Source organism: Xanthobacteraceae bacterium, from assembly GCA_019454205.1.
Classification (GTDB): Bacteria; Pseudomonadota; Alphaproteobacteria; order Rhizobiales; family Xanthobacteraceae.
Map to the genome: position 1 here is coordinate 1157273 of CP075369.1, position 25719 is coordinate 1182991.

Annotated in this window: 24 protein-coding genes; 21 read left to right on the plus strand and 3 right to left on the minus strand. The window is 61.2% G+C overall.

Translation table 11 applies throughout. The annotated features are described in order from the left end of the window. Positions 1 to 5 precede the first annotated feature (5 nt). Entirely contained in the window at positions 6 to 1466 is a 1461-nt protein-coding gene (locus tag KF794_05730) for an aldehyde dehydrogenase family protein (GenBank protein ID QYK46186.1), read from the plus strand. A gap of 14 nt (positions 1467 to 1480) precedes the next feature. Continuing rightward, positions 1481 to 2854, plus strand: a complete 1374-nt coding sequence (locus KF794_05735; GenBank protein QYK46187.1) for a UbiD family decarboxylase — start codon at positions 1481 to 1483, stop codon at positions 2852 to 2854. Between the two features lie 12 nt (positions 2855 to 2866). Here KF794_05735 and KF794_05740 read toward each other — a convergent pair whose 3' ends face one another. Further along, positions 2867 to 3766, minus strand: a complete 900-nt coding sequence (locus KF794_05740; GenBank protein ID QYK46188.1) for a LysR family transcriptional regulator — start codon at positions 3764 to 3766, stop codon at positions 2867 to 2869. 211 nt (positions 3767 to 3977) lie between these two features. On the opposite strand from KF794_05740, the gene KF794_05745 reads away from it, so the two are divergent. The 11 genes from KF794_05745 to KF794_05795 all read left to right on the plus strand — a co-directional run bounded on the left by KF794_05745 (position 3978) and on the right by KF794_05795 (position 16157). Next, positions 3978 to 4835, plus strand: coding sequence for a helix-turn-helix transcriptional regulator (locus KF794_05745; GenBank protein ID QYK46189.1), 858 nt, complete (start codon positions 3978 to 3980; stop codon positions 4833 to 4835). A gap of 141 nt (positions 4836 to 4976) precedes the next feature. Continuing rightward, a complete protein-coding gene (locus KF794_05750; protein ID QYK46190.1) occupies positions 4977 to 7919 on the plus strand; it encodes a molybdopterin-dependent oxidoreductase in 2943 nt (980 codons plus the stop codon). Continuing rightward, a complete protein-coding gene (locus tag KF794_05755) occupies positions 7916 to 8740 on the plus strand; it encodes an FAD binding domain-containing protein (protein QYK46191.1) in 825 nt (274 codons plus the stop codon). Before KF794_05750 ends, KF794_05755 begins: the two co-directional genes overlap by 4 nt. Continuing rightward, positions 8728 to 9222, plus strand: a complete 495-nt coding sequence (locus KF794_05760; protein ID QYK46192.1) for a (2Fe-2S)-binding protein — start codon at positions 8728 to 8730, stop codon at positions 9220 to 9222. The genes KF794_05755 and KF794_05760 overlap by 13 nt, the downstream gene beginning before the upstream one ends. 5 nt (positions 9223 to 9227) lie before the next feature. After that, positions 9228 to 10775: an AMP-binding protein gene (locus KF794_05765; protein ID QYK46193.1), complete on the plus strand. Its 1548-nt coding sequence runs from the start codon at positions 9228 to 9230 to the stop codon at positions 10773 to 10775. Beyond that, positions 10775 to 11578 carry an enoyl-CoA hydratase/isomerase family protein gene (locus KF794_05770; protein QYK46194.1) on the plus strand — a complete coding sequence of 268 codons (804 nt, stop codon included), beginning with the start codon at positions 10775 to 10777 and terminating at the stop codon, positions 11576 to 11578. The genes KF794_05765 and KF794_05770 overlap by 1 nt, the downstream gene beginning before the upstream one ends. A 57-nt stretch (positions 11579 to 11635) precedes the next feature. Next, positions 11636 to 12802, plus strand: a complete 1167-nt coding sequence (locus tag KF794_05775) for an ABC transporter substrate-binding protein (protein ID QYK46195.1) — start codon at positions 11636 to 11638, stop codon at positions 12800 to 12802. Between the two features lie 32 nt (positions 12803 to 12834). Beyond that, positions 12835 to 13728 (plus strand): branched-chain amino acid ABC transporter permease, encoded by an 894-nt coding sequence (locus KF794_05780; GenBank protein ID QYK46196.1) that lies wholly within the window; start codon positions 12835 to 12837, stop codon positions 13726 to 13728. After that, positions 13721 to 14710 carry a branched-chain amino acid ABC transporter permease gene (locus KF794_05785; GenBank protein ID QYK46197.1) on the plus strand — a complete coding sequence of 330 codons (990 nt, stop codon included), beginning with the start codon at positions 13721 to 13723 and terminating at the stop codon, positions 14708 to 14710. The genes KF794_05780 and KF794_05785 overlap by 8 nt, the downstream gene beginning before the upstream one ends. Further along, positions 14707 to 15450, plus strand: a complete 744-nt coding sequence (locus tag KF794_05790; GenBank protein QYK46198.1) for an ABC transporter ATP-binding protein — start codon at positions 14707 to 14709, stop codon at positions 15448 to 15450. The genes KF794_05785 and KF794_05790 overlap by 4 nt, the downstream gene beginning before the upstream one ends. After that, positions 15447 to 16157, plus strand: a complete 711-nt coding sequence (locus KF794_05795) for an ABC transporter ATP-binding protein (GenBank protein ID QYK46606.1) — start codon at positions 15447 to 15449, stop codon at positions 16155 to 16157. The genes KF794_05790 and KF794_05795 overlap by 4 nt, the downstream gene beginning before the upstream one ends. Before the next feature lie 7 nt (positions 16158 to 16164). Here the strand turns inward: KF794_05795 and KF794_05800 are convergent, their stop codons facing one another. Then, positions 16165 to 16467 carry a hypothetical protein gene (locus KF794_05800; GenBank protein ID QYK46199.1) on the minus strand — a complete coding sequence of 101 codons (303 nt, stop codon included), beginning with the start codon at positions 16465 to 16467 and terminating at the stop codon, positions 16165 to 16167. Between the two features lie 32 nt (positions 16468 to 16499). Then, entirely contained in the window at positions 16500 to 17246 is a 747-nt protein-coding gene (locus KF794_05805) for a glucose 1-dehydrogenase (protein ID QYK46200.1), read from the minus strand. Between the two features lie 283 nt (positions 17247 to 17529). Here KF794_05805 and KF794_05810 point away from each other — a divergent pair, with 283 nt between their 5' ends. From KF794_05810 to KF794_05845, 8 genes are read left to right on the plus strand one after another with little or no spacing between them, the layout of a single operon-like run. Continuing rightward, on the plus strand, positions 17530 to 18402 hold the full coding sequence (locus KF794_05810) for a branched-chain amino acid ABC transporter permease (GenBank protein ID QYK46201.1): 873 nt from the start codon (positions 17530 to 17532) through the stop codon (positions 18400 to 18402). A gap of 3 nt (positions 18403 to 18405) precedes the next feature. After that, the gene (locus KF794_05815; protein QYK46202.1) at positions 18406 to 19482 is read left to right on the plus strand and encodes a branched-chain amino acid ABC transporter permease; all 1077 of its coding nucleotides are present in this window, start codon (positions 18406 to 18408) and stop codon (positions 19480 to 19482) included. A gap of 2 nt (positions 19483 to 19484) precedes the next feature. Then, entirely contained in the window at positions 19485 to 20240 is a 756-nt protein-coding gene (locus KF794_05820) for an ABC transporter ATP-binding protein (protein ID QYK46607.1), read from the plus strand. A 2-nt stretch (positions 20241 to 20242) separates the two neighbouring features. Next, positions 20243 to 21013 (plus strand): ABC transporter ATP-binding protein, encoded by a 771-nt coding sequence (locus KF794_05825; GenBank protein ID QYK46203.1) that lies wholly within the window; start codon positions 20243 to 20245, stop codon positions 21011 to 21013. A 25-nt stretch (positions 21014 to 21038) separates the two neighbouring features. Continuing rightward, positions 21039 to 22904: an AMP-binding protein gene (locus KF794_05830; GenBank protein ID QYK46608.1), complete on the plus strand. Its 1866-nt coding sequence runs from the start codon at positions 21039 to 21041 to the stop codon at positions 22902 to 22904. Between the two features lie 41 nt (positions 22905 to 22945). Continuing rightward, positions 22946 to 24124 (plus strand): ABC transporter substrate-binding protein, encoded by a 1179-nt coding sequence (locus KF794_05835; protein QYK46204.1) that lies wholly within the window; start codon positions 22946 to 22948, stop codon positions 24122 to 24124. 59 nt (positions 24125 to 24183) lie between these two features. Next, positions 24184 to 24849 carry a TetR family transcriptional regulator gene (locus KF794_05840; GenBank protein ID QYK46205.1) on the plus strand — a complete coding sequence of 222 codons (666 nt, stop codon included), beginning with the start codon at positions 24184 to 24186 and terminating at the stop codon, positions 24847 to 24849. An 8-nt stretch (positions 24850 to 24857) separates the two neighbouring features. Further along, positions 24858 to 25718, plus strand: a complete 861-nt coding sequence (locus KF794_05845; GenBank protein ID QYK46206.1) for an SDR family oxidoreductase — start codon at positions 24858 to 24860, stop codon at positions 25716 to 25718. The last annotated feature ends 1 nt before the right edge of the window (position 25719 follow it).

The following is a 25719-nucleotide window of genomic DNA, read 5'->3' on the forward strand; positions in this document are numbered from 1 at the left end:
TCACAATGACGATTTCCGTTGTCGGCGCCCACTGGATCGGCGGCGAATGGATCCCCACCGCCGGATCGAACAACTTCGACATCATTAGCCCACTCGATAACGCAGTGATCGGTTCCGCGCCGAATGGCGGCACGGACGCCGCGGAGGCGGCGATTGCAGCGGCAAAGCGCGCTTTCTTCGAATCCGATTGGGCGCATGCTCCACGGCTGCGCGCACAGGTTCTGCATGCGCAGGCAAACAACATCGAGGCGCGCGCCGAGGAATTGGCGCGTCTGCTTTCCATCGAAACCGGCAAGTTGATTACTGTTGCGCGCATGGAGATCGCGGCGGCGGTTTCGGAAATCCGTTATTACGGCGGTATGGCGCGCGCCATCGCGGGCCGTCTCATCGAAGTCGAGCCGGGCGTCCACTCGCAGTTGTTCAAGGAACCTGCCGGCGTTGCCGCGATCATCACGCCGTGGAACGCGCCCGCGATTTTGCTGGTACGCTCTCTCGCGCCTGCGCTGGCAGCCGGTTGCACGGTGGTGATGAAGCCTGCACCGCAGTCGAGCCTGTTCCACACTGCGTTCACGCGGTGCCTTGCCGATGTAGCGGAGATGCCGAGCGGCGTGCTCAACAGCTTTTGCGAGCAGGGCAGCGCGGGCGGCGAAGCGCTGACCGTTTCGCCCGACGTCGATGTGCTGAGCTTCACCGGCAGCAGCGCGGTCGGCAAACGCATCATGGCCGCTGCGTCGGGGACGCTGAAGCGTCTCAATCTCGAACTCGGCGGCAAGGCGCCCGCCGTAGTATTCGAGGATGCGGATATTGCTACGATTGCGCCGCAGCTCGCTGCCGCTGGCATGATCCTCGCGGGTCAGCAATGCACTGCGATGAACCGCGTACTCGTCCACGAAAGCCGCTTCAATGACATGAAGCGTGCGCTCGAAGGCGCATTGAAGAACATGCGTATCGGCCGCAGCGACGACGAAGCGAGCCAGATTGGTCCGCTGATCGACATGAGGTCGCGTGATCGCGTGAACGGCCTTGTCAAGGAATATGCGGAATCCGGCATCCTGATCGGCAGCGTGCCGAACGGAAATCTTTCCAAGGGCGCGTTCCTGACGCCGAGCCTGCTTTCGGTCGAGGATCTGGAGTCGCCGGTCGTGCAGGAGGAATTCTTCGGGCCGGTGATGAACCTCGAACGGTTCAGAACCGAAGAAGAAGCGGTGAAGAAGGCCAACGCCACCCGCTATGGCCTCTCCGCGAGCGTGTGGACCCGCGACCTCAACCGCGCGCACCGCGTTGCGCGCGCGATCCGTTCGGGAACGGTATGGCTCAACGACCACAACAAGCTGTTCCCCGAAGCCGAGACCGGCGGTATCCGCGAGAGCGGCTACGGCCGTCTGCACGGCATCGAAGGCCTGAACGAATTCCTCTATACCAAGCACATCTACCAGCGCTTCGGTCAGGTCCGCGGCGCGGCGTAACGAAGGAGGCTGAAATGGCGGAAGCGGTGCGCGATCTGCGCTCCTGGCTGCATGCGCTGGCGAAGGATAATCGTCTTCTTCAGGCGAAGCCCGGACTCGCGCTGCGTTTTGAACTCGCCGCCATTTCGAAAGTCACCGAGAACGACAAGGCGGTGATTTTCCCGCAACCGGGTGGCCATTCGGTTCCGGTAGTGAGCAACATCCTCGCCGACCGGCAATGGATGGCGGACTCGCTCGGTATCTCGTCTTCTGAATTGCTGAAGCGGTTCATGCAGGCGGTGCGCAATCCGCTGAAGTCCGTGGAGGTGCAGAATGCCACCGCACAGGAGGTCGTGCACGACAAGGTTGACCTGCTGAAGCAACTTCCGATCCCGACGCATAACGAACTGGACAGCGGTCCTTATATTTCGGCGGGTGTGCTGATTTCGCGCAACCCGGAAACCGGCGTGCAGAACCTTTCGATTCATCGTTGCCAGATCAGCGCGGCGAACAAGATCGGCGTTCTGCTGCTGCCGCGCCATACGCTTGCTTATGCACATCGTGCCGCGGCGAAGAAAACCGCGCTGGAAGTCGCGATCGTGATCGGCGTCGATCCGGCTACGCTGCTGGCTTCGCAGGCGATCGTCCCGCTCGACTTCGACGAGCTTGAGATTGCCGGCGCGCTGCACGGCAAGCCGGTGGATGTGGTGAAGTGCAGGACGAATAATGTGCGCGTTCCCGCCAACGCCGAAATCGTGATCGAAGGCCGTATCATTCCGGACGAACGCGAACCGGAAGGCCCGTTCGGCGAGTTTCCGCAGTATTACGGTCCACGTATCGACAGTCATGTGCTGCACGTCGATGCGATTACGCACCGCAAGAATCCGGTATTCCACACCATCGTCGGCGGCAGCACCGAGCATTTGTTGCTTGGCGGCATCGCGCGCGAAGCGACGATCCTCGATCAGTTGCAGCGCATGTTCCCCGATGTGAAGGATGTGCATCTCGCGCGCGGCGGCGTGTGCCGCTATCACCTTGTCGTGCAGATGGAAAAACGCAACGAAGGGCAGGCGAAGAATGTGATCCTCGGCGCTTTCGCCACGCATTACGACATCAAGCAGGTCGTCGTCGTTGATTGCGACGTGAACATTCACGACCCCATCGAAGTGCAGTGGGCGATTGCCACGCGCTTTCAGGGCGACCGCGATCTCGTTGTCGTGCCGGGCGCGCAGGGTTCGAAGCTCGATCCGTCGGCGCGCAGCGGCGTCAGCACCAAGGTCGGCTATGACGCCACCGTGCCGCTCGACGCCGACCCGTCGCACTTCCTGCGCATCCGCGTTCCGGGGCAGGACAAGGTGAACCTCGACGAATTGAAGACCTGCTCGTCGCTCGACGGTCTGATCGGCTAAGCGCGTAAGCGCTTATTCGTCGGTCAGCAGGCGCTGGGACAGGAAGTCGATCAGCGCCTTGGTCTTGCGCGGCATCCTGCGGCGGCCGGAATAGAAGGCGGCGGCCTGCAACGGCGGGCTTTTCCACTCCGGCAGCAAGCGAACGAGCCGGTTCGCCGCGACGTCGTTCTTGCACATCACGTTCGGCAGAATGCCGAGGCCGAGGCCGCCGATCGCGATTTCGCGAGCGATGCCGATATTGTTCACGACGATGCGCGGCTGGATGTCGATGATCCGGGTCGATCCGCGCGCGATGAACTTCCAGATGCCTTCCTCACGCTGATGTTCGGTCACGATGCAATCGTTGTGTTGCAGGTCTTCGATGCTTTTCACCGCGCCGCTGCGTTTCAGGTAGGACGGGCTGGCATAGATGCCGCGGGTCAGCGAGGTGAATACCTTCACGGGCAGATGCGCATTGCGCGGCGGGCCGAGATGGATCGCGACGTCGTAAGGCTCCTGTGAAACGTCCACCCATCGGTTGTTGATTTCGACGTCGAGCTGGATATTCGGATGCGCGATGGCGAATTCCGCGATCAGCCGCCCAAGCCAGGATACGCCGAAATCGACCGGCAGGCTGACGCGCAGAACGCCGCTCAACTCCGATTGCATCTGCGACGCCTGAAAGCCCGCGTCCTCGATCTCGGAAACGATCTTCTGGCTGTGGTTATAAAGCACGCGACCGATGTCGGTCAGCGAGATCTTGCGCGGGCCGCGTTTCAGCAGTTGCGAGCCGAGTTGCTGCTCCAGCAGCGTCACCTTGCGGCTGATGGTGGATTTCGGCACGCGCAGCTTGTCGGCGGCGCGGGTCAGGCTCTGCGAGTTGACGACCTCGTAGAACAGGATCAGCGCGTTGAGATCGAGCTTCTTTGCCATGCCGAATTGCGAACGAACGCTCCGTAACCAGCGCACATTTTACAGGCGCGGAGAGGCCTATGGCAAAAGCGCCGCGCGGCCACGGACAATATGTCTCGATCATGCAACGCACCGGAGCGCAATTTCGGGCCTTAAACGGGGCGTTTGCGGCGGCTTTGGATGAAAGGTACAAAACGGGGTAGATTTGTGCCTTGTCAGCGCCGGGATCGCGATGTCCTCAGCCGTGCGTATTGCCTACGGGAAGTTCGGCCGTGTCGCCTTGCTCGACATGGACCGCTCGCTCGTGCGCCACGCTCACCCGCATTGCCATGTGCTGATCAAGCTGGAAGGCGCGGATACGCAATTCTCAGTAGGCGACGAGATCGTCGCACTGACTGACCGGCAGGCCGTTCTCGTAAATGCGTGGGAGCCGCACGCCTACGTTCACAATCCGCTGCAACCCCGCACTACCATTCTGGCTCTTTATATAGAGCCGGAGTGGCTCAGTATGTTCCGCTCCAACTGGAGCCGTGCGACTGCACCCTCGCTGTTCCAGCGCCCCGGCGGCGAGCTTTCGCCACGCATTCGCGAACTCTCCATGAATCTCGCGAATATCATGGTGCTGGAACCGGGCGCCGTGGAAACGCAGGAAAGCTTGCTTGCTGAATTGATGATTGCGGTGATCGAACGGTTCACGCCCTGGCGCACCATCGCCCATTCCGCCACCACGTTGGCCGCCGAGCGTGCCCGTATGGACTGGCGCATACGGCGCGCGGTGGATTTGCTGCGGGAAACGCCCAACAAGCCGGTTGTCATCGAGGAAATCGCGAAAGAGTCCGGGCTGTCGCGCGCGCAGTTCTACCGGCTGTTCCAGCGCTCGACGAATCTCACGCCGAACGTTTATCTCAACATGCTGCGGATGGAGCTTGCCGTGCGCTCCGTCGTGGATTCTCCAGACAGTCTCGCCAAAGTGAGTTGCCTGCTCGGGTTCAGCGCGCCGCCGCATTTCTCGCGGTTCTTCAAGGACCATGCGGGTGCTTCGCCGAACGAATTCCGCAACGTCGCACGCATGGGCGGCGGCTTGTCCTGACCGGCTGAACGCCGGACCCGTTCCAAAAATGAGACGATTTGGTAAGGCGTGAGACTCACAGATATCGGCGCTATTTGCCGCTTCGCGTAAGCGTTTTCGTTGACCTGCCGCAAGAGCAGGCGAGTCCACGGGAACGCCACGTTGTCCGGAAAGTCCGCAGAGTCGAAAGCCTGGGTTGGCAGGTCGCTGGAGCGCGTCGAGGACGCCGCTTTGCTCAGCGGTCGCGGACGCTATGTCGACGACATTGCAACACGCCCCGGTACGCTGCACGCAGCAATCCTGCGTTCGCCGCACGCGCATGCGCGCATTACCGCGATCCGCACCGATGCTGCGCGCGCACTGGCGGGTGTCGCCGCTGTTATCACGGCAGAAGAGGTCATGGCGCTTTCGTCGAGCCTAGTGGTCGGCGTCAAGGCGCCGATTGCCTGTTGGCCGATTGCGGTGGAGCGCGTGCGCTATGTGGGCGAGCCGGTCGCGGTCGTGGTCGCGTCCGACCGCTATGTCGCCGAGGACGCGCTCGATCTGATCGAGGTCGATTACGAACAGCTTCCCGTTGTGATGCAGCCGGCCGAAGCGGTCAGCCCGGAATCTTTCGTCCTGCATGACGGCCTGAAAGGTAACATCGCGAGCGATCGGAAATTCCGGTACGGCGATCCCGAGCGCGCCTTCGCCGAAGCCGCGCACCGCGTGAGCGTGCAGATCAACTATCCGCGTAATTCCTGCACGCCGATGGAGACCTTCGGCCTCGTTATCGAGTTCGATCCGGCGGAAGAATCTTTCGATGTGCTGGCGAACTTCCAGGGACCGTTCAGTATTCTCGCGGTGATCGCGCGCGCGCTGAAAGTACCGGGCAACCGGCTGCGTATGCGTACACCGCCGGATTCCGGCGGCAGCTTTGGCACTAAGCAGGCGATCTTTCCGTACATCGTGCTGATGGGGATTGCCGCGCGCGTAGCCGGTGCGCCGGTGAAGTGGATCGAGGATCGGCTTGAACACCTGACTGCATCGGTTTCCGCGACCAACCGAATGACCACGCTTTCGGCGGCGGTGAGTGCGGAAGGCCGCGTGCTCGCACTCGACTGGGATCAGGTCGAAGACGTCGGCGCACATATTCGCGCGCCGGAGCCTGCGACGCTGTACCGGATGCACGCTAATCTCAGCGGTGCCTATGACATCCGTAGCTTGAGCGTCCGCAATCGCGTGGTGCTGACCAACAAGACGCCGACCGGATTGAACCGCGGCTTCGGCGGCCCGCAGGTCTATTACGCGCTCGAACGCCTGATGCAGCGGATTGCGGTTGAATTGAACATTGATCCGCTCGAAGTCATCCGCCGCAATCTCGTTCCGGCGAATGCATTCCCGTATCGCACGGCAAGCGGCGGGCTGCTCGACTCCGGCGACTATCAGAAAGGCCTCGCGCTTGCTTTCGAGCAAGGCGGTCTTGAGGAATTGCGCGCGCGTCAGAAACAAGCGCGCAGCGAAGGCAAGATTTACGGTATCGGCTACGCCGCGGTGGTCGAGCCGAGCGTTTCCAACATGGGTTACATCACGACCGTGCTGACCGCCGACGAGCGGCGCAAGGCGGGACCGAAAGGTGGCGCGCAGGCGACCGCAACGGTTTCGCTCGATCCGGTCGGCGGAGTCAGCGCGCACATTGCATCCGTGCCGCAGGGGCAGGGCCATCGCACCGTGGTCGCGCAGATCGTCGCCGACGTGCTGGCGATCAAGCCGTCCGACGTACGCGTCGTAACCGACCTCGATACCGCAAAGGATGCCTGGTCGATTGCGTCCGGGAATTACGCCAGCCGTTTTGCCGCTGCCGTGGGTGGCGCGGCGCATCTCGCGGCGGGGAAGCTGAAAGACCGGCTCACGCGAAGTGCGGCGGCACAACTCAATGCAACGGCAGACGACATCGCATTCGAAAACGGAAGAATATTCTCGAAGCGAAATCCGGATAATGCGCTGGCCTTTGGACGGCTTGCCGCTACGAGCCACTGGTCGCCGGCGATTGTGCCGGAGGATGCGCAGGCGATCCGCGAAACCGTGTTCTGGACGCCGCCGCAACTGACCCCGCCGACTGAAGCCGACGAAGTGAATTCCTCGCTGTGCTACGGCTTCATCTTCGATTTTTGCGGCGTGCTCATCGACCGCGTCACCGGCGCGGTGACCATCGACAAATACGTCACCGTGCACGATTGCGGGCGCGTCCTTCACCCCGGCATGGTCGACGGACAGATCACCGGCGGTTTCGCGCAGGCGCTCGGCGCGGCGTTACTGGAAGAATACGCCTACGCGCCGGATGGAAGTTTTCTCGCGGGTACCTTTGCCGACTATCTGGTGCCGACCGCGATGGAAGTGCCGGAGCCGCTGATCCTGCATTACGAAACGCCGTCGCCATTTACGCCGCTCGGCGCGAAAGGTGTCGGCGAGGGCAATTGCATGAGCACGCCGGTCTGTATCGCGAATGCGGTAGCCGACGCGCTTTCGCTCGACGCGATAGATCTGCCGCTGACGCCTGCAAAGCTCGCGGCCTTTATCCACGCGAAAGAAGCCGGACGCCCCGCACAGATGCCGCCGGTTGCGGCCCCGTCCGGTGGCCGCGCCTTGCATGGCGAAGGTACGGCGCTGATCGCGCTGCCGCCGCAGGAAGTGTGGAATCTACTGCTCGACGTGGATGTGCTGGCGTCGATCATTCCGGGCGCGCACGATGTCCGCAAGGTTGGCGAGCACGGCTTCACTGCGGATGTGAGTCTCGGCGTCGGCCCGGTGAAAGGCCGCTATCGCGCGAACGTCGATCTTTCCGATCTGAAGCAGCCGGAAAGCGTCACGTTGCGCGGCGGTGCAAGTGGCGCGCTCGGCTTTGCGCGTGGCGAGGGCAAGGTTCTGCTCGAACCGGCGGAAGGCGGCACCAAGCTTACCTATCGTTATGAAGCGCAGGTTGGCGGCAAGGTCGCTGCGGTCGGCGGGCGTCTGCTGGATGCAGCGGCGCGCGTCGTGATCCGCCAGTTCTTTGAAGCGCTCGCGCGCCGCGCAGGCGGACCGCGCGCGGGATTCTTTGCGCGCCTGTTCGGGAGGGGAAAATGAAGCCCGCCCGTTTCGATTATCTCCGCGCGGAAACGCTCGCCGAGGCGCATCGCGCGCTCGCGGAAAATACGGAAGCGCGGGTGATTGCAGGCGGGCAAACGCTGATCCCGATGCTTTCCATGCGTCTCGCGCGGCCGCCCCTGATCGTGGACATCATGCGCCTTGACGCGCTGAAGAAGATCGAGGAGAAATCCGGTGCGATCCGTGTCGGCGCAGGCGTGCGGCAGGCGCAACTGCTCGCGTGGGAAGGATTGGCGGAAAAGCAGCCACTGCTCGCCGCGGCGTTGCCGTGGGTAGGCCACGCGCAGACGCGCAATCGCGGCACGGTTTGCGGCTCCGTCGCGCATGCCGATCCGAGCGCGGAGATTCCGCTCACCCTCGTCGCGCTGAACGGAACCATCGAACTGTCGGGCAAGCGTGGTTCGCGCAAGGTCGCTGCCCCTGAGTTTTTCACGGGCCTGATGACGACAGCGCGTGCCGACGGCGAGATGATCGAGGCCGTATGGTTTCCGTTGCGCAAGCCCGATACCGGCTACGCTTTTTTCGAGTATGGCCGCCGTCATGGCGACTTCGCGATTGTCGCGGCGGCAGCGGTCGCCACACGAGACAGCGTGCGGCTAACCATCGGCGGCGTTGCAGACCGCCCCGTGGCGCGGGAATTCAAAACGGCAGATACGACTGCGCTGGAAAGCTCGCTCAACGAATTTGCCTGGTCGCTGGAAGCCCGCGATGATCTTCATGCAACCGCATCGTATCGCCGTGAATTAGTACGCCAGATCGGTGCGCGTGTAATCGGGGAGGCGCGCTCATGCCTTACCTGAAATCCGGCGAACGTCACGCTGTGCGCCTTGAACTGAACGGGCGCATCGTCACCGGCCATGCCGAGCCGCGTATGCTGCTGACCGATTTCCTGCGTCATGTGATTGGCGCGACCGGTACGCATGTCGGCTGCGAGCACGGTGTTTGCGGCGCCTGTACGGTGCAGATCGACGGCGTGCCCGCACGCGCCTGCCTTACGCTTGCCGTGCAGCTCGACGGCGCTTCGGTTCGCACGGTGGAAGGGCTGGCGCCAGAGCCGGGCCGCCTGTCGATCCTGCAAGCGGCATTCCGCAAGCATCATGCACTGCAATGCGGGTTCTGCACGGCAGGAATTCTGATGTCGCTCGACGCTTTTTTGCAGCGAAAGCGCGACGCGGATGAAGAAGAGCTGCGCGAGTTTCTGGGCGGCCACATCTGCCGCTGTACCGGCTACGGGCCAATCGTCGCCGCTGCGCTCGAAGCGGCAAGACAAATGCGGGAATAAAGAGAATGCTTGATCTGGGAACCAGCTTTATCGCTTCTGTCGCCAGAGAATCCAATGCCCTCGCGATTGTCGACGGGGATACACGCTTTACCTATACGGAATGGTACGCGCGCATCTCGTCGCTGGTTGCGAGCTTCGATCGGCTGGGCTTCGCGCCGGGCGATCATCTGGTGACGGCGCTGCAAAATCGCTGGGAAGCCGCGACCCTGCATTGGGCCTGCCAGCTTGCCGGCATTGTAATCACGCCGATCAACTGGCGTTCCAAGTTCGACGAGATCGATTTTTTCATTGAGAATTCCGAAGCTAAAGGCATCGTTTATGAGCCGGTTTCAGCGGAAGCAGTGCAGCAGTCGCAGCGCGCAAAGAAATGCGTGCGTATTTCCGTCGATGGCAATGAAGATATCCCGTTCGACGAGATCGTGAATGCGCAGGCGGCTGAAGCCTCGCCGCGGGTGCGGGCGGATGCGTGGTCTGTTATGCTCTATACTTCCGGCACGACTGCGAAGCCTAAAGGCGTGCCGCGCCGCCAGCGCGCCGAGCGCGCCGCAGCGGTCGCCCATGTCGCGCAGAATTTGTATGGCCGTGGCGAGCGGACTCTTGGCGTGATGCCGCTCTACCACACGATGGGCGTGCGTTCGCTCCTTGCGATGTCGGTGATCAACGGTGCGTTCGTTTGCCTGCCGCGTTTCGACGTGCAGGGCGCGCTGCGTCTTATCGAACAGGAGAAGATCACCAATCTTTATCTTGTGCCGACACTTTACCATGACGTCGTCCATAGCCCGCACTTCTCGAAGTCGAATGTCAGTTCCGTTCGCAAACTCGGTTTTGCCGGCGCGCCGATGACAGACGGATTGTTGAAAGAACTCGACAAGGCGTTCAAACCGGACCTGTTCGTTAATCATTATGGTTCGTCCGAAATTTACACCTTTACCATCGACCAGAACGCGGTCGCGAAACCTGGGTCCGCCGGACGTGCCGGCATCAACCAGATGGTGCGCGTCGTGAAGCTGGGCGCGAAGTCCCCGAACGATGTCGCAGCGGCTGGGGAGGAGGGCGAAATCATCGCGCTGCTCGCTGGCGACGAAAGCTTCGACGGCTACTGGCGCCGTCCCGAAGCGGACGCGAAGGCATTGCGAGACGGCTGGTATTTCACCGGCGACACCGGCTACTTCGACCAGGACGGTGACCTGTATGTCAGCGGTCGTGTCGACGACATGATCATCACCGGCGGCGAGAATGTTTCTCCGGTCGAGATCGAGAGCTGCCTGTCGCTTCATCCTGCGGTATCGGAAGTAGCGGTCGTCGGCCTGCCGGATGAGCGCTGGGGCAAGATCATCGCCGCCTTCATCAGCCGCCGGTCGAAAGTCAGCGAGGCGGAGCTGGACGACCACTGCCGCAAATCCGGGCTGGCCAATTTCAAGCGCCCGCGCCGCTACGTTTTCGTCAACGAAGTTCCCAAGTCGCCGGTCGGCAAGCTGTTGCGGCGGAAACTCGTTGCCGGGGAATACACCGAAGAACAACAGACAGGTTTGCAGAACAAGGAAACGGCATAATGGCTCTCAAACAATTCAACGATCCGCGGCTCGCGCAGCTCGACGGGTTTCGCGTCGAGGTCGATCCGGCGCAGCAACGCGCCGACGTAATTCTCGACCGTCCGCCGTTCAACATCGTGTCGATGGCACAGCGCGACCAGTTGCGCCTCGTATTCGAATATCTCGACGAGGACGATGCGGTGCGCGTGATCGTGCTGCGCGGCATTGGCGAGAACTTCTCGAGCGGCGGCAACATCAAGGGCTTCATGGAGGCCTCGCCGGAACATGTCTCGAAACTGGCGTGGAACATCGCCGCGCCGGCGCGCTGCTCCAAGCCGGTAGTCGCCGCCGCACGCGGTTACTGTTTCGGTGTCGGCTTCGAAATCACGCTCGCCTGCGATTTCCGCCTCGCATCCGAAACCGCGCAATACGCGTTGCCCGAGCAGAAGCTTGGCCAAATTCCCGGATCCGGCGGATCTGCGCGTTTGCAGAAGATGATCGGTATTACGCGCACAAAGGATGTCGTGATGCGCTCGCGCCGTATCAAGGCGAAGCAGGCTTACGACTGGGGCGTGGTCACCGAGTGCGTGCCCGACGACAAGCTGGAGTCGGCTACCGACGCGCTGGTAAAAGAACTTTGCGAATTCTCGCCGCTCGCGCAGCGCACGGCGAAGAAACTCTTGAACGATTCAGAGGACGCAAACCTCACGATCGGAATTGAACTGGAAGGGCACTGCTACAGCAGGCTCCGCCAGTCCGATGACTTCCGCGAAGGCGTCGAGGCGTTCCACGCCAAGCGTCCGCCGAAGTTCAAGGGAAGCTGAGTGCACCTTCCGGCCTTCGCCGGGCGGTGAAACAGAGAAGACGAAAGGGAGGAAACAATGCGCTTAATGAAATACGCGGCAGCCGCGGCGATGGCGATGTGGTCGCTGTCGGCGGTTGCACAAGAGCCGATCCGTATCGGCGTAGTCACGCCGCTCAGCGGCACCTATGCCGGCATCGGTCAGCAGGTTCGTTGGGGTCTCGAACTCGCAGCGAAAGAGATCAACGACGCTGGCGGCATCAAGGGCCGCAAGCTTGAGCTGATCTTCGAAGACGAGGAAGCCAACCCGTCGGTTGCCGTGCAGAAGGCTGAAAAGCTGATTCAGGTGAACAAGGTGCACTTCGTCACCGGCACCGTGAACTCGGCATCCACGCTTGCGGTTGGGCAGCTTGCCGAACGTTCTGGCGTGCTGATCGCGACTACCGTGTCGTTCGCCGACTCGATCACCGGCGACCGCTGCTCTCCCAACGTGTTCCGCGTGAACGCAAAGGCGGGCCAGCAATCGGCGGCGCTTGCCGCGTGGCTCGCGAAGGAGAAGCCGAAGTCGACGGTCTACTTCCTCGGACCCGACTATGAAATGGGCCGCTCGACGGTTGCCGCGTTCAAGGCGAACGTGCTCCGCGTCGGCGCGAACCCGGTCGGCGAAGTGTTCGCTCCGCTCGATACCAAGGACTACACGCAGTACTTCGGTCAGCTTCGTGCCGCGCGCGCGCAGGTGCTCTATACCTCCGTCGCGGGCAACGACACGGTTCGTCTCTTCACCCAGCTCGCCGAGTTCGGCCTGCTGAAGAGCCTTACCGTGCTCGGCGCTTCCGGCACCGTGACGGCGCAGAACATCGGCGCCATCGGACCGGCCGCGGAAGGCTTCGTGACCGGCGTCGGTTACTCGGCCGAAATCAAAACGCCGGAGAACCAGAAGTTCCTCGCCGCGTTCCGCGCCGCCTTCAAGGCGGACCCGGATCTCTACGGCGCCGACTCCTATGGTCTCCTGTTCGCCTACAAGGCGGCGTTCGAGAAGGCCGGCACCACGGACACCGACAAGATGCGTGAAGCATTCCGCGGTCTGAAGTGGAACACGCCGCAGGGCGAAAAGACGATCCGTCCCGGCGATCACCAGGCGATCCAGCCGATGTATGTGGTCCGCGTTCAGAACGGCAAGTTCGTGATCGCGAACCAGATCAGCGGCGACGAAGCGATCGGCGAAGATACCTGCAAACGCTTCTAAGAAAATAGACGGCGCCGGGAGAGGGGAAGGACATGATTGAAGTGCTGGATTACGTGCAATTCGTGCTTGCACCGCAAGTCGTGACCGGACTCACTCTCGGCGTCGCCGTTATTCTGGTGGCGCTCGGGCTGACCATCATTTTCGGTCTGCTCGACGTCATCAACATGTCTCACGGCGAATTCTACGCGCTCGGCGCATTCATGGCGCTGGCGCTTTCCTGGATCGGCGTGCCGTTCTGGCTGCTGCTGGTTCTCGTGCCCCTAGCGATGCTCCCGATCGGTTATGTGGTCGAACGCTCGCTGATACAGCGCGTATTCAATTCGAAGGACCGGCACGTGACCACGCTGCTGCTGACCTTCGGCTTCGGCCTTGTGCTTGAAGAAGTCATCAAGCTGATCTTCGGTCCGAACCCCTACAAGCCTGAAACGCCGATCCGTGGCGCGGTCGAGGTGTTCGGCATCTTCATTCCGAATTACCGCCTGTTCTTGATGGTCGCGGGGGGTGCGGTCATCATCGCCGTCGCGCTCATTGTGTATCGGACCAAGTGGGGTGCGATTGTTCGCGCCGCCGCGTTCGACCGCAACATGGCGGCGTCGCTGGGCGTTCCGGTGCATCGCGTGTACGCGATTGCATTTGCCTTTGGGGTAGCGTTGGCGGGTCTCGCCGGCGTGTTGCTCGCGCCGATCTATTCCGTTTTCCCGACCATGGGCCGCGATTTCATTCTGCTTGCGTTCACCGTGGTGATCGTTGGCGGCATGGGGTCGATTGCCGGTGCCGTGGTTGCGGGTTTGTTTCTCACGCAGGTGCAAGCCATTGCCTCGCTTTATATATCGCCGGTGTGGAGCGATCCCATCGTGTTCGGGATCATGGTCGTGATGCTGATGGTCCGGCCGCAGGGCCTTTACGGGAGGCTCGGCCATGCGTGACGCACTATCGAACTCGATGCGCGCGAGCCATCTGCTCGCGCTGCTTCTGCTGGCTGTCGGCCTCGCATTCGCGGCATTTGGTGCCGCGACCAATGACACCTTTTATCTACGGCTCGCGACCGAAGCGCTGATCTTCGCCGGGCTGGCGCTCGCAGTGGATATTCTGCTCGGCTATACGGGTCTACTGTCGCTGGGGCAGGCGATGTTCTTTGGCCTCGGCGCTTATGTGTCGGCGGTGTCGCTGATCGCGGTGAACTCGTTCTGGCTGGCGTTCGGCGCGGCGTTCGTCACCGGAATTCTGACTGGCATCGTCGGCGGGATTATCGCGAACCGCGTGCGCGGCGTTTATTTTGCGCTGATTACTTTCGGCATGGCGCAGGTCGTGGCCAAGATTATCTACAACACACGCTCGCTGGGTGCATCCGACGGGCTGATCGGCGTGCCGATTGTGAAGATCAATCTCGGCCTGTTCGTGTTGTCGAGCGATAATCCGGTAGGCTTCTTCCTGTTCGTCGTCGCCTATATCGGTATCCTCTATATGCTGGCCGCGTATCTGCTCGACACGCCGTTTGGGCGCCTCCTGATCGCGTTGAAGGCTAACGAGCGCCGTGTGCCCTTTCTCGGTTATCACGTTACTTCCGCGCGTCTGGCCGCTTATGTCTTTGCCGCCACGATCGCATCGCTATCGGGCGCGCTGTATCCGATGCTGCGCGGTTTCGCTTCGCCGGAACTTCTGTTCTTCGCTACATCGGGCAACGCGGTGATTACCGTGATTACCGGCGGCGTCGGTACGCTGATTGGTGCTATTTACGGCAGCGTGATCCTGACAATCGTCAAATCCTATGTCGGGAGCTGGACCGAGCATCACCTGATCTTCATCGGCATTATGTTTATGCTGGTCGTGATCTTCCTCCCAAATGGACTGATGGGAGTGATCCGCCCACGCATCGAGAAAATCATCGGCAGGAGGGCGCAGTCATGAGCACTCCGGTTCTCGAAGCGCGCGATCTCTCCATCCGCTTCGGTGGTCTGTGCGCGGTCGATGGCGTCTCTTTTGCCGCGGAAAGAAACAAGATCACCACGATCATCGGGCCGAACGGCGCAGGAAAGTCCACGCTGTTCAATCTCATTAGCGGGCTGCTGCGGCCGCAAAGCGGTGTGGTGCTGGTGGACGGCAAGGAATACCGCAACACCAGTCCTAATGTCATGCAGCATGCCGGGCTGGCGCGTTCGTTCCAGATCACGAATCTTTTTTTCGAGCTTCCCGTCGCCGAGAACATTCGTCTTGCGTCGCAAATTCTGGAGCCGAAAACCCACTGGGCATTTCCGGTTCGCTCAAGCAAGGTAGCTGCGCAGCGCGTAAATGAATTGCTCGACCGCTTCGGTCTTGCAGACAAGGCTGATTATCTGGCGGGTGCACTCTCGCACGGCGAGCAGCGCCGCCTTGAGATTGCAGTCTCGCTCGCCTGCAAGCCGAAGATCCTGCTGCTGGACGAACCCACGCAGGGCATGAGCCACGGCGATACCGAGAATACCGCCAACCTGATCCGCTCGCTGACCAGCGATGTCACCGTGCTTCTGATCGAGCACGACATCGGTCTCGTGATGAAGATTTCAGACCGGGTGCTCGTCATGCACCAGGGCCAGAAACTCGCGGAAGGATCGCCCGGCGAAGTACGCGCAAACCCGGCGGTGCAGGCCGCCTATTTCGGACACGCCTGATGCTGTCGCTGCAGAACATCCACGTCCACTACGGCCTCAGCCACATCATCCACGGCATCGACCTCGATGTGACAAACGGTGAGGTGGTCGGCATCTTCGGCCGCAACGGCGTCGGCAAGACCACCTTGCTGCGCACCATCGCAGGCTGGATCAAGCCCAGCGACGGCAATGTGCGCCTTGCGGGCGAAAACATCGAAGGCATGGCGCCGGACAGGATTTGCCGCAAGGGCGTCGGCTTCGTTCCGGAAGACCGCAGGATTTTTCCCGGCCTGACAGTCGAGGAAAACCTTACCCTGGGCTTTCTACAGGTGCCGCAACGCTCGCGTGCGGAAAACCAGGCCGCGCTGGATGCCGTCTATCGCCGCCTGCCGCGGCTGAAGGAACGCCGCGCGCAACTCGGCACCACCTTGTCGGGCGGCGAACAGCAGATGCTGGCGATGGCCCGCGTCATGATAGGCGACGCAAAATTGCTACTGATCGACGAGCCGAGCGAAGGGCTGGCTCCGATGATCGTCGATGACGTCTACGCCGTCATTTCCGAGATGAAAGCGGAGAATCGCACCATCCTGCTGGTCGAACAGAACGTCAGCCTCGCGTTGAAGGTTTGCGACCGCTTCGTCGCCATCGAGCGCGGCAAAATCGTGCTGGCCGGTAGCGCGCGGAACGAAAGCGACTGCAAGAAGCTGTTCGAGGTGATCGCGGTCTAGCGCGGCATCAGCGGCCGGAAAGCCGCGCGCGGAAATATGCGATGCCGCCCACCACGACGATGGTGGCGATAAGCAGCGGAATCCAGATCAGCACCACGCTGGCGAAGATCAGGAATACGATTGCGCCGATCAGCAACAGGCCGAGCAGCGAAGCCATTGCGTAGAAAATGCGCTTGTGCAGGGGCAAGGCCTTGAACGCATTCGCGCTGTCTTCGAAGGAAATATAGACCCATTCCTCTCCGCGCTCGCGGCGGCGCGACGGATCGGGCGGAATGATCTCGATCTTGTCGTCTTTGTTGTCCGTGCTCATCGGATTGCGCCGCGTGAGGGAATGACGTCTCTTTATATCCCCTTCGCCAGAAAGCCGCCATCGACCGGAATATCGGCACCCGTGACATAGCTCGCCTCGTCGGAGGCGAGAAAGATTGCGGCACCCTGCAATTCCGGCAGCTCGCCGAAACGCCTCATCGGTGTCCGCGCGGTGGCGTTTGCCACGCGGTCCGGCTTCATTGCGCTGGTGAGTTCGGTGGCAAAATAACCCGGCGAAATGGAATTCACGCGCACTTTGTCCGCAGCCCATTCTGCCGCAAGCGTGCGTGTGTATGCGATCACGCCATGCTTGCTCGCGGCGTAGGGCGCGGCGAGGGGCCAGCCGCGATACCCGGCCAGCGAAGCGATGCTGATGATCGCGCCGCCTCTGCCTTTCATGTGCGGATAGGCCGCCTGACAGCAGAAGAATACGCTGTTCAGGTTGGTGTCGATTACCGCATCGTATTCTTCTTCGCTCAGTTCCGCCGAAGGCTTGATGTAGGTGATGCCCTGGCTATTGACGAGAATGTCGATGCCGCCAAGCCGCTGCGTCATCAGGTTGATTGCAGCCGCGCAGGCTTTTGCCCCGCGCATGTCCGCGGCATGGCTGAGTGCGTGCGGATCCAGTCTCTTCAGCGTTGCGAGGACGGCGTCGATTTTTTCCTGCCGCCTGCCGATGATGCCGACATGCGCGCCTTCGCGGGCAAACCCTTCCGCGATGCTTGCGCCGATGCCGCTGGAGCCGCCAACTACGATGGCCTTCTTGTTTTGCAAACGCATGCTCCCTCCGGGTTTGCGCTTCCGGCGCAATTCTTTTCGCGTGCGCCCGGGTGCGCAAGGCCGCACGTAGTTTTACGATTCTTCCTTTCGCACTCGCAGCAAAATCGAGGGGCGGAGAAATTCAAGCAAGCGCTTGACTGAAAGTTTTTGCCCACGGTAGCGTGATGCCGCCTCACGGGACGAGAATCTCGCGCGGCAGACCGTAAAAGAAGCCGGAAATCGGCCGGCGGTCCAAGGCGGCAAGAGCTGAAAAAGCCGAAGACCGCCGATGAAGGGGAGGAACGTGGCGGATTTTGCGCAACAGCTGATCAACGGCGCGGCTGCGGGCTGTATCTACGGCCTGATCGCGCTCGGCTTCGTGCTGATCTACAAAGCGACCGAAATGGTCAACTTCGCGCAGGGCGATCTGATGATGCTCGGCGCGTTCGTCGCGCTCAGCCTCATCACCGGCGCGGGCATGAACTACTGGCTCGCTTTCTTCTGCGCCATCGCGATCATGGCCGTGTTCGGCTATTTGCTCGATGCCATCGTTCTGCGCCGCGTAATCGGGCAGCCGCAATTTGCGATCGTGATGCTCACCATCGGTCTCGGCTTCGTGTTCCGTTCTGCCGCGTCGATGATCTGGGGCACCGATACGCGCGGCTTCGAGACGCCGTTTACCGGCGGGGTCCAGAATTTTGCCGGCTTCGTCATCGCGGACGTGAATATCTCGATCATCGTTGGCACTGCGTTGCTGTGCCTTGCGCTCTACGCCTTCTTCCGTTTCACGCGCGTCGGCATCGCGATGCAGGCGGTGTCGCAGAACCAGCTTGCCGCTTATTACATGGGCATCCCGGTCAAGACGATCTTCTCGCTGATCTGGGCGATTTCCGCGGGCGTCGCGGCGGTTGCCGGAATTTTGCTGGCGCCTGTGGTGTTGATCGACGTGAACATCGGTCTGATCGGCTTGAAGGCCTTTGCGGCCGCGGTGCTCGGCGGTTTCGGTTCGATCCCCGGCGCGGTGGTCGGCGGCATCATCATCGGCATCATCGAGCAGTTCTCCGGCATTTATCTCAAGGAAGGTTTCAAGGATATCGCTGCCTATGCCGTGATCCTCGCAGTATTGATTTTCTATCCGCAGGGCATGTTCGGTGCGGTCGGAAGGAAGCGGGTGTAGGCCATGCGCTTCCAGTTCAAGACCCGCTACGAGCAGGACATCGACCTCTTTCGCGATAACGTGGATCGCTTCTGGTACGGCGCGCTGGCGCTGGCGTTGGTGATCGCGCCGTTCGTGTTGCACGAGTTCTGGGTCGGCGAACTGACCTATGTCTTTATTCTGGCGATTGCTGGCGTCGGCTTGATGATCCTGACCGGCTACACCGGGCAGGTCTCGCTCGGCCATGCCGCGTTCCTCGGCATCGGCGCTTATACCCACGCGGTGTTGCTGAAGATGGGCCTGCCGATGATCGTCACCGTGCCCGCCGCGACGCTGCTCTCCGCCGCGTTTGGCGCGATGATCGGCTTTCCGGCGCTGCGGCTCACCGGCGTTTATCTCGCCATCGCCACGCTCGCTTTCGCCTTTATCGTCGAACAGGCGCTTTCGCGCTGGGATAGCGTGACCGGCGGGTTCGCGGGTTTCGCCGTGCCGAAGCCGGAGATTTTCGGCATCACGGTCACCGATACCGTGCCGTTCTATTTCATGGCGTTGCTTTTTCTCGTCATCGCCATTCTTGCTGCGCTGAACCTGCTGCGTTCGCCCGCGGGCCGCGCTTTCGTCGCGATCCGCGACAGCGAAATCGCGGCGCAGTCGATGGGCGTCAACCTGGCGGCCTACAAGACGCTGGCCTTCGCAATCTCGGCGGGCTTTACCGGGCTTGCCGGAACGCTGTTCGCGCACAAGATCAGCTATCTTGCGCCGGACGCGTTCAACATCATTCTTTCCATCCAGTTGCTCTTGATGGTGGTGGTCGGCGGCCTCGGCTCGCTGCACGGTGCTGTCTTCGGCGCGATCTTCGTTGGTTCGCTGCCGCAACTGATCGCAATTATTCGCGACTTCCTGCCGGCCGCGATTGCGCGCCAGCCGGGCCTCGAACCCGGCATCTTCGGCATGATTCTCGTGCTCTTTATCCTGTTCGAGCCGCTCGGCATTTACGGCCGCTGGCGCAAGATCAAGCTCTATTTCTCGCTGTTCCCGCTCTACAAGCGCGCGACCTTCAAGCGCCAGAAGTCCTACACCAAGTCGGAGCGCTTCCGGTGACCGTGTTGTTCGAGGCGAAAGACGTAGCCGTACAGTTCGGCGGTATCCGCGCCGTCGATGGCGTGAGCTTTGCCGTGGAGCAGGGCAAGGTCTTCACCATCATCGGGCCGAACGGCGCGGGCAAGACCACCTTGTTCAATCTGATCAGCCGCATCTACGATCCATCGCAGGGCAGCTTGTATTTTGCCGGCAACGAAATCACGAATGTTGCGCCGCATCGCGTGGCCGGTCTTGGCATCGCGCGCACCTTCCAGAACATTGAGCTGTTCGAGCACGCAACCGTTTTGCAGAACCTGCTGCTCGGCCGCCACGCGCATCGCAACACCGGACTGCTTTCGGAAATCCTGTTCACGCCGTCCGTGCGTCGCGCGGAAGTCGAGCACCGCGAGAGGGCGGAGAAGATCATCGATTTCCTCGACCTCGAACATTACCGCGACAGCCTGATCGCTGGTCTGCCGTATGGCGTGCGCAAAGTGGTCGAAGTCGGCCGCGCGCTGTGCAGCGAGCCGAAACTGATCCTCCTAGATGAACCTTCCTCCGGCCTCAACACCGAAGAGACCGAGGACATGGCGTTCTGGATCCACGACATCAAGAACGAACTTGGCATCACCGTGCTGATGGTCGAACACGACATGGCGCTGGTGAGCGAGGTATCCGACGAGGTGCTGGCGCTCAACTACGGGCGCGTGATCGCGACCGGGACGCCGCGCGAGGTGCAGGAGCATCCCGAAGTCGTAAAAGCGTATCTGGGGACGTGACGATGGGCGAACCGATCCTCACGCTACGCAACATCGAGACCTATTACGGGCCGATCATGGCCATTCGCGGCGTCAGCCTCGAAGTGCCGGAAGGCGCGATCGTCACCGTGCTGGGCGCGAACGGAGCGGGCAAGACCACGATCTTGAAGGCTATTTCCGGCGTGATGGATTTGCAGAAGGGCAGCATCGTTTTCGAAGGCAAGGAGATCAAGAACATGGACCCCGACCGCGTGATGCGGCTCGGCATCGGCCATGTTCCGGAAGGGCGCGAAATCTTCCCGTTCCTCACCGTACGCGAAAACCTGCTCATGGGGGCGTTCACGCGCCGCGACGGCGGCATCGAGGCGGACATCGAGGAAATCTACGGCTACTTCCCGAGGCTGCGCGAACGCGCGAACCAGGCAGCCGGGTCCATGTCCGGCGGCGAGCAGCAGATGCTGGCAATCGGCCGCGCGTTGATGGCGAAACCGCGTCTGCTTCTGCTCGACGAGCCGTCGCTCGGCCTCTCGCCGAAGCTGGTGAAGGAAATCTTCGAGATCGTCGGCCGCATCAACAAAGAGAAGAAGACCACGATCCTGCTAGTCGAGCAGAATGCGAACGTCGCGCTCCATGCCGCCGACTATGGTTACGTGCTCGAAGTCGGCCGCATCGTGATGGAAGACACCTGTGCGCGCCTGCTCGAAAAAGAAGACATCAAGGAATTCTACCTCGGCATGAAGCAGGAAGGCGTGCGCGGCAAGCGCCGCTGGAAAAAGCGGAAAACGTGGCGTTGAGAGAGGCAGGAGACATCGCATGAACATGGCATTGTCCCGCGATCCCGTTACCGGCGTCGAAGTCGATTCCTCGATCCTGAACCTGATCGACCGCGAAACGCTGCCGCGCTATTTCTGGAGCAAGGTGCTGGAGCGCAAGGACAAGATCGCGATGCGCTACAAGCACCTCGGCATCTGGCGCTCGACTACATGGGCGCAATACGGTGAGAACGTAAAGCACACCGGCCTAGGTCTCGCGTCGCTCGGCGTCGCGCGCGGCGACGTGGTCGCGATCATGGCGGAAGGAATGCCGGAATGGCTCTACGCCGATCTCGGCACGCAGGCGATCGGCGGCGTCACCAACGGCGTCTATACGACCGACTCCGCCAAGCAGGTGCAATACATCGTCAGCGACAGCAACACGAAAGTGTTCATCGCGGAGAACGACGAGCAGCTCGACAAGATTCTCGAGGTCCGTGATCGTTGTCCAAGCCTGAAGAAGATTATTGTCGTCGATCAGGAGGGATTGTCCGATTTCTCCGATCCGATGGTCATCAAATTCGAAGATCTGCTGGAACTTGGCCGCGAATTTGAGAAAAAGAATCCGGATTACTGGGACAAGCAACTTGCCGCCGGTAAGCCCGGCGACCTCGCGATCCTGATTTACACCTCCGGTACCACCGGCGCGCCGAAGGGTGCGATGATCAGCCACCGCAACATCCTGTTCCAGATGATGAACGTCGGGAACGCGTTCGACCTGCGCGAAGGCGACGAGCAGCTTTCTTTTCTTCCGCTTTGCCACATCGCTGAGCGCTCGTTCACCGCGTACTGGCAGATCGTCGCCGGAACGGTGGTGAACTTCGCGGAAAGCCCGGAAACCATCGTCGAGAACATGCAGGAAGTGCAGCCGACGGTGTTCTTCGCCGTGCCGCGGCTTTGGGAGAAATTCTATTCCAGCCTGATCCTGCGTCTGAAGGATGCCGGCCCACTCAGCCAGCTTGCTTACAAGGCAGCGCTTGGCATCGGCAACAAGATTGCCGAGCGCAAGATGGAGGGGAAGGAGCCGACCGCTTTCCAGAAGTCGATGTTTTGGCTCGCCGATGTGATGGTGCTGCGCAATCTGAAGCGCATGGTCGGCTTGCATCGTACGCGCTGGATCGTGACCAGCGCCGCGCCGATCTCGCCTGATCTCATCAAGTGGTATCACTCGATTGGCCTCGACCTGCGCGAGGTCTACGGCCAGACCGAAAGCGTCGGCATCGTCACCTGTCCGCGCGCGGGAGAGTTGCGCCTTGGCACCATCGGCGTCGCCATGCCGAACATGCAGGTCAAGCTCAGCCGCGAAAACGAAATCCTGCTGCGCGGGCCTCATGTGTTCATGGGCTACCTGAACAATCCGTCCAAGACCGCAGAAACCATTGTCGATGGCTGGCTGCATACCGGCGACGTTGGCGCGCAGGACAATCAGGGCTGGTTCCGCATCACGGACCGCATGAAGGACATCATCATCACCGCGGGCGGCAAGAACATCACGCCTTCCGAGATCGAGAACCAGTTGAAGTTCTCGCCGTTCATCTCCGATGCGGTCGTGATCGGCGACCAGCGCAAGTTCCTGAGCGCACTGGTGATGATCGACTACGACAATGTCGTAAAATACGCGCAGGACCGCGACGTACCGTTCACGAATTTCGCTTCTCTTTGCCGGACCAAGGAAGTGCAGGATCTGATCGAAAGCGAGATCGAGAAGGTCAACAGGAATTTCGCGCGAGTCGAGACGATCAAGCGGTTTCGCCTGATCGATCAGCAACTCACCGCCGAAGACGACGAGCTGACGCCGACCATGAAATTAAAAAGAAAATTCGTCAGCGAGAAGTACAAGACACTCATCGACGAAATGTACGCCGGTGCGTGACAGACGTAAGAAACGCCAAACGAAGAGCAGGGAGTGAAACCATGAAACTGTCCAGACTTCTTCTCGGTGCGACGCTTTTGTCGTTCGCCGGAAGCACGATGGTTGCGACCGCGCAGCAGCGCGGCGTCACCAAAGACGAAGTCATCATCGGTACCCACACGGACCTTTCCGGCCCGGCGGCGTCCTATGGCACGACTTCGACCAATGCGATCCGCATGAAGATCGACGAGGTGAACGCGGCTGGCGGCATCCATGGCCGCAAGATCCGCTACATCGTCGAGGATGCGCAATACCAGATCCCGCGCGCCGTACAGGCCGCGAACAAGCTGATCCAGAAGGACAACGTGTTCGCCATCGTCGCGGCGATGGGCACGCCGATGAACAATGCGGTGCTGCCCGACCAGCTCAAGGCGGGCGTACCGAACCTGTTCCCGGTTACGGCCGCGCGCTCCATGAGTGAGCCATTCCACAAACTGAAGTTCGGCATCTTCTTCTCGCTTTATCACGAGCAGATCCGCGCCGGCGTGAAGTACCTTGTCGAGACCAAGAAGAAAGACAAGGTCTGCGTGCTCTATCAGGAAACCGACTTCGGTAAGGAAATCCTGGAAGGTGTGCAGGATCTCGCGAAGACGATGAAGTTCAAGATCGTCGAGACGGCGACCAACCGTCCGACCGACACCGACTTCAGCGCGCAGATCACCAAGCTCCGTGCCGCCGGTTGCGAGATCGTGGCGATGGGCGTGATCGTCCGCGACGCGATCATCCCGTATGCGACTGCACGCAAGCTCGGCTGGACCGATGTCGATTTCGTGTCTACCTCCGCCAGCTTCGACCAGATCGTTGCCAGCGCGCCGGGTAACGCGACCGAAGGCCTCTACGTCGCCTCCGGTTTCGTGATGCCGTACCGCGACACGGCTTCGCCGGAAGTCCAGAAGTGGTGGGATGCCTACAAGGCGAAGTTCAACGCCGATCCGAACATTGGTGCGTTCTACGGGCAGGTGATGGCTGACCTGCTAGTGAAGTCGCTGCAAGATGCCGGACCGAAGCTGACCACGGACGGCTTCATCAAGGCGCTTGAGAACACGAAAGCGTTCCGCTCGATCTTCGGCGGACCGCAGGTCGCATTCGGCCCGAACGTCCGTCAGGGTTCGAAGGTAGTCATCATGCATCAGGTGACGGGCGGCCGCTTCAAGGTGATCGACGAAAACGTCAAGTACTGATCGCGAAAAACCGGCGCGCCCGAAATGGGCGTGCCGGTTTCCTCTTTGGAGTTTGCGTCATGGCGGCTTCCGGAAAACACCGCGCGGCAAACACCGCGAAACGCACGCGGTCTCCGCGTGCCGAAGAAGATCGCCGCTCGGAACTGATTGCTATTTCCGCGAAGCTGTTTCGTGAGAAGGGCTACGACAAAACCACGGTGCGCGATATTTCGTCCGCCGCCGGCATCCAGTCCGGTAGCTGGTTTTACTACTTCAAGACCAAGCACGACATCCTCGCGGCCGCGGTCGAGGAGGGTATGCGTCAGGCGCTTGCGCAGATTGAGGAGATTGCCGGCGACAAGTCTCCGCCGCGCGAGAAATTTCGCAAGCTGGTGCTGACACACCTTCGCACAGTGCTGCTGCCCGAACAGCACTTCATTCCACTTCTTTTATACGAGTGGAAATCCATGGGCCGCCCGGAGCGCAAACGCGTGGTCGCGATCAAGGATCGCTATGAAGCGATCTGGGACGGCGTTATCGCCGAACTCGACAAGAGCGGCGACTGGGCGATGCCGACGCGCATGGACCGTCTGTTTCTCTTTGGCGCGTTGAACTGGACCGCGCAATGGTACCGCGCGGGCGAACGCCTCACGATAGAGCAACTCGCGGAACGCGCCGTCACCTTCTGCCTGCGCACGCCGGAACCCGGAAATGTGGTTTCGATGCCGCGCAAGGCGAGACGGTAGGAGCGCTCATGCAGTATCGCTCCGTATTCCGTCAGGGCTTGCTGGAGGGGCAGATCGTTGTCGTTTCCGGTGGAGGCAGCGGCATCGGCCGGTGCATCGCGCACGAAGCGGCCGCACTTGGTGCCCATGTCGTGCTGATCGGCCGCCGCGCGGAGAATCTGGAAAAAGTCGCGAACGAGATCGCCGAGGACGGCGGTAAGGCGGATTTTTTCGCGAGCGACATTCGTGACGAAGCGCGCGTGAAGGAAACCGTCTCGCAGGTCGTTGCAAAGCACGGCCGCGTCGACGCACTGGTGAACAATGCTGGTGGCCAGTTTCCCGCACCTTTGGAAAAAATCTCCGCAAATGGCTGGCAGGCCGTCCTGAACACGAACCTGATGGGCGGCTTCCTGTTCGCGCGCGAATGCTACACGCAGTCGATGAAGGGGCGCGGCGGCGCCATCGTGAACATCATCGCGGACATGTGGGGCGGTATGCCCGGCATGGGCCATAGCGGCGCGGCCCGCGCGGGCATGCTCAATTTCACCGAAACCGCCGCGGTGGAATGGGCGCCGGTGCGTGTCAATGCGGTTGCGCCGGGCTGGATCGCTTCGAGCGGCCTCGATACCTATCCGCCCGCCATGCAGCAGATGATCCGTGGGCTTTCAGAGCATGTACCGCTCGCGCGTATCGGCCGCGAGGCGGAAGTCTCTTCCGCCGTCATGTTCCTGCTTTCCGAAGGCGCGGCTTTCATTTCCGGTTCGTGTCTGCGCGTCGATGGCGGCGCGCCGAACGCGCGGCGTCACATGCCGCTGTCGCCGCAACGCAAAGCCAATGCGGTTTACGACGGCTTCCATCGCGCAGTAGCCCCGAAAGTGTTGCAGGACTGAA

Excerpts from the sequence above, each read along its gene's own strand:
- KF794_05800 (QYK46199.1), bottom strand. The coding sequence starts at position 16,467 with ATGAGCACGGACAACAAAGACGACAAGATCGAGATCATTCCGCCCGAT.
- KF794_05775 (QYK46195.1), top strand. The coding sequence starts at position 11,636 with ATGCGCTTAATGAAATACGCGGCAGCCGCGGCGATGGCGATGTGGTCG.
- KF794_05790 (QYK46198.1), top strand. The coding sequence starts at position 14,707 with ATGAGCACTCCGGTTCTCGAAGCGCGCGATCTCTCCATCCGCTTCGGT.
- KF794_05760 (QYK46192.1), top strand. The coding sequence starts at position 8,728 with ATGCCTTACCTGAAATCCGGCGAACGTCACGCTGTGCGCCTTGAACTG.
- KF794_05730 (QYK46186.1), top strand. The coding sequence starts at position 6 with ATGACGATTTCCGTTGTCGGCGCCCACTGGATCGGCGGCGAATGGATC.
- KF794_05755 (QYK46191.1), top strand. The coding sequence starts at position 7,916 with ATGAAGCCCGCCCGTTTCGATTATCTCCGCGCGGAAACGCTCGCCGAG.
- KF794_05805 (QYK46200.1), bottom strand. The coding sequence starts at position 17,246 with ATGCGTTTGCAAAACAAGAAGGCCATCGTAGTTGGCGGCTCCAGCGGC.
- KF794_05740 (QYK46188.1), bottom strand. The coding sequence starts at position 3,766 with ATGGCAAAGAAGCTCGATCTCAACGCGCTGATCCTGTTCTACGAGGTC.
- KF794_05785 (QYK46197.1), top strand. The coding sequence starts at position 13,721 with ATGCGTGACGCACTATCGAACTCGATGCGCGCGAGCCATCTGCTCGCG.
- KF794_05830 (QYK46608.1), top strand. The coding sequence starts at position 21,039 with ATGGCATTGTCCCGCGATCCCGTTACCGGCGTCGAAGTCGATTCCTCG.
- KF794_05770 (QYK46194.1), top strand. The coding sequence starts at position 10,775 with ATGGCTCTCAAACAATTCAACGATCCGCGGCTCGCGCAGCTCGACGGG.
- KF794_05840 (QYK46205.1), top strand. The coding sequence starts at position 24,184 with ATGGCGGCTTCCGGAAAACACCGCGCGGCAAACACCGCGAAACGCACG.
- KF794_05745 (QYK46189.1), top strand. The coding sequence starts at position 3,978 with ATGTCCTCAGCCGTGCGTATTGCCTACGGGAAGTTCGGCCGTGTCGCC.
- KF794_05765 (QYK46193.1), top strand. The coding sequence starts at position 9,228 with ATGCTTGATCTGGGAACCAGCTTTATCGCTTCTGTCGCCAGAGAATCC.
- KF794_05815 (QYK46202.1), top strand. The coding sequence starts at position 18,406 with ATGCGCTTCCAGTTCAAGACCCGCTACGAGCAGGACATCGACCTCTTT.
- KF794_05845 (QYK46206.1), top strand. The coding sequence starts at position 24,858 with ATGCAGTATCGCTCCGTATTCCGTCAGGGCTTGCTGGAGGGGCAGATC.
- KF794_05780 (QYK46196.1), top strand. The coding sequence starts at position 12,835 with ATGATTGAAGTGCTGGATTACGTGCAATTCGTGCTTGCACCGCAAGTC.
- KF794_05825 (QYK46203.1), top strand. The coding sequence starts at position 20,243 with ATGGGCGAACCGATCCTCACGCTACGCAACATCGAGACCTATTACGGG.
- KF794_05835 (QYK46204.1), top strand. The coding sequence starts at position 22,946 with ATGAAACTGTCCAGACTTCTTCTCGGTGCGACGCTTTTGTCGTTCGCC.
- KF794_05735 (QYK46187.1), top strand. The coding sequence starts at position 1,481 with ATGGCGGAAGCGGTGCGCGATCTGCGCTCCTGGCTGCATGCGCTGGCG.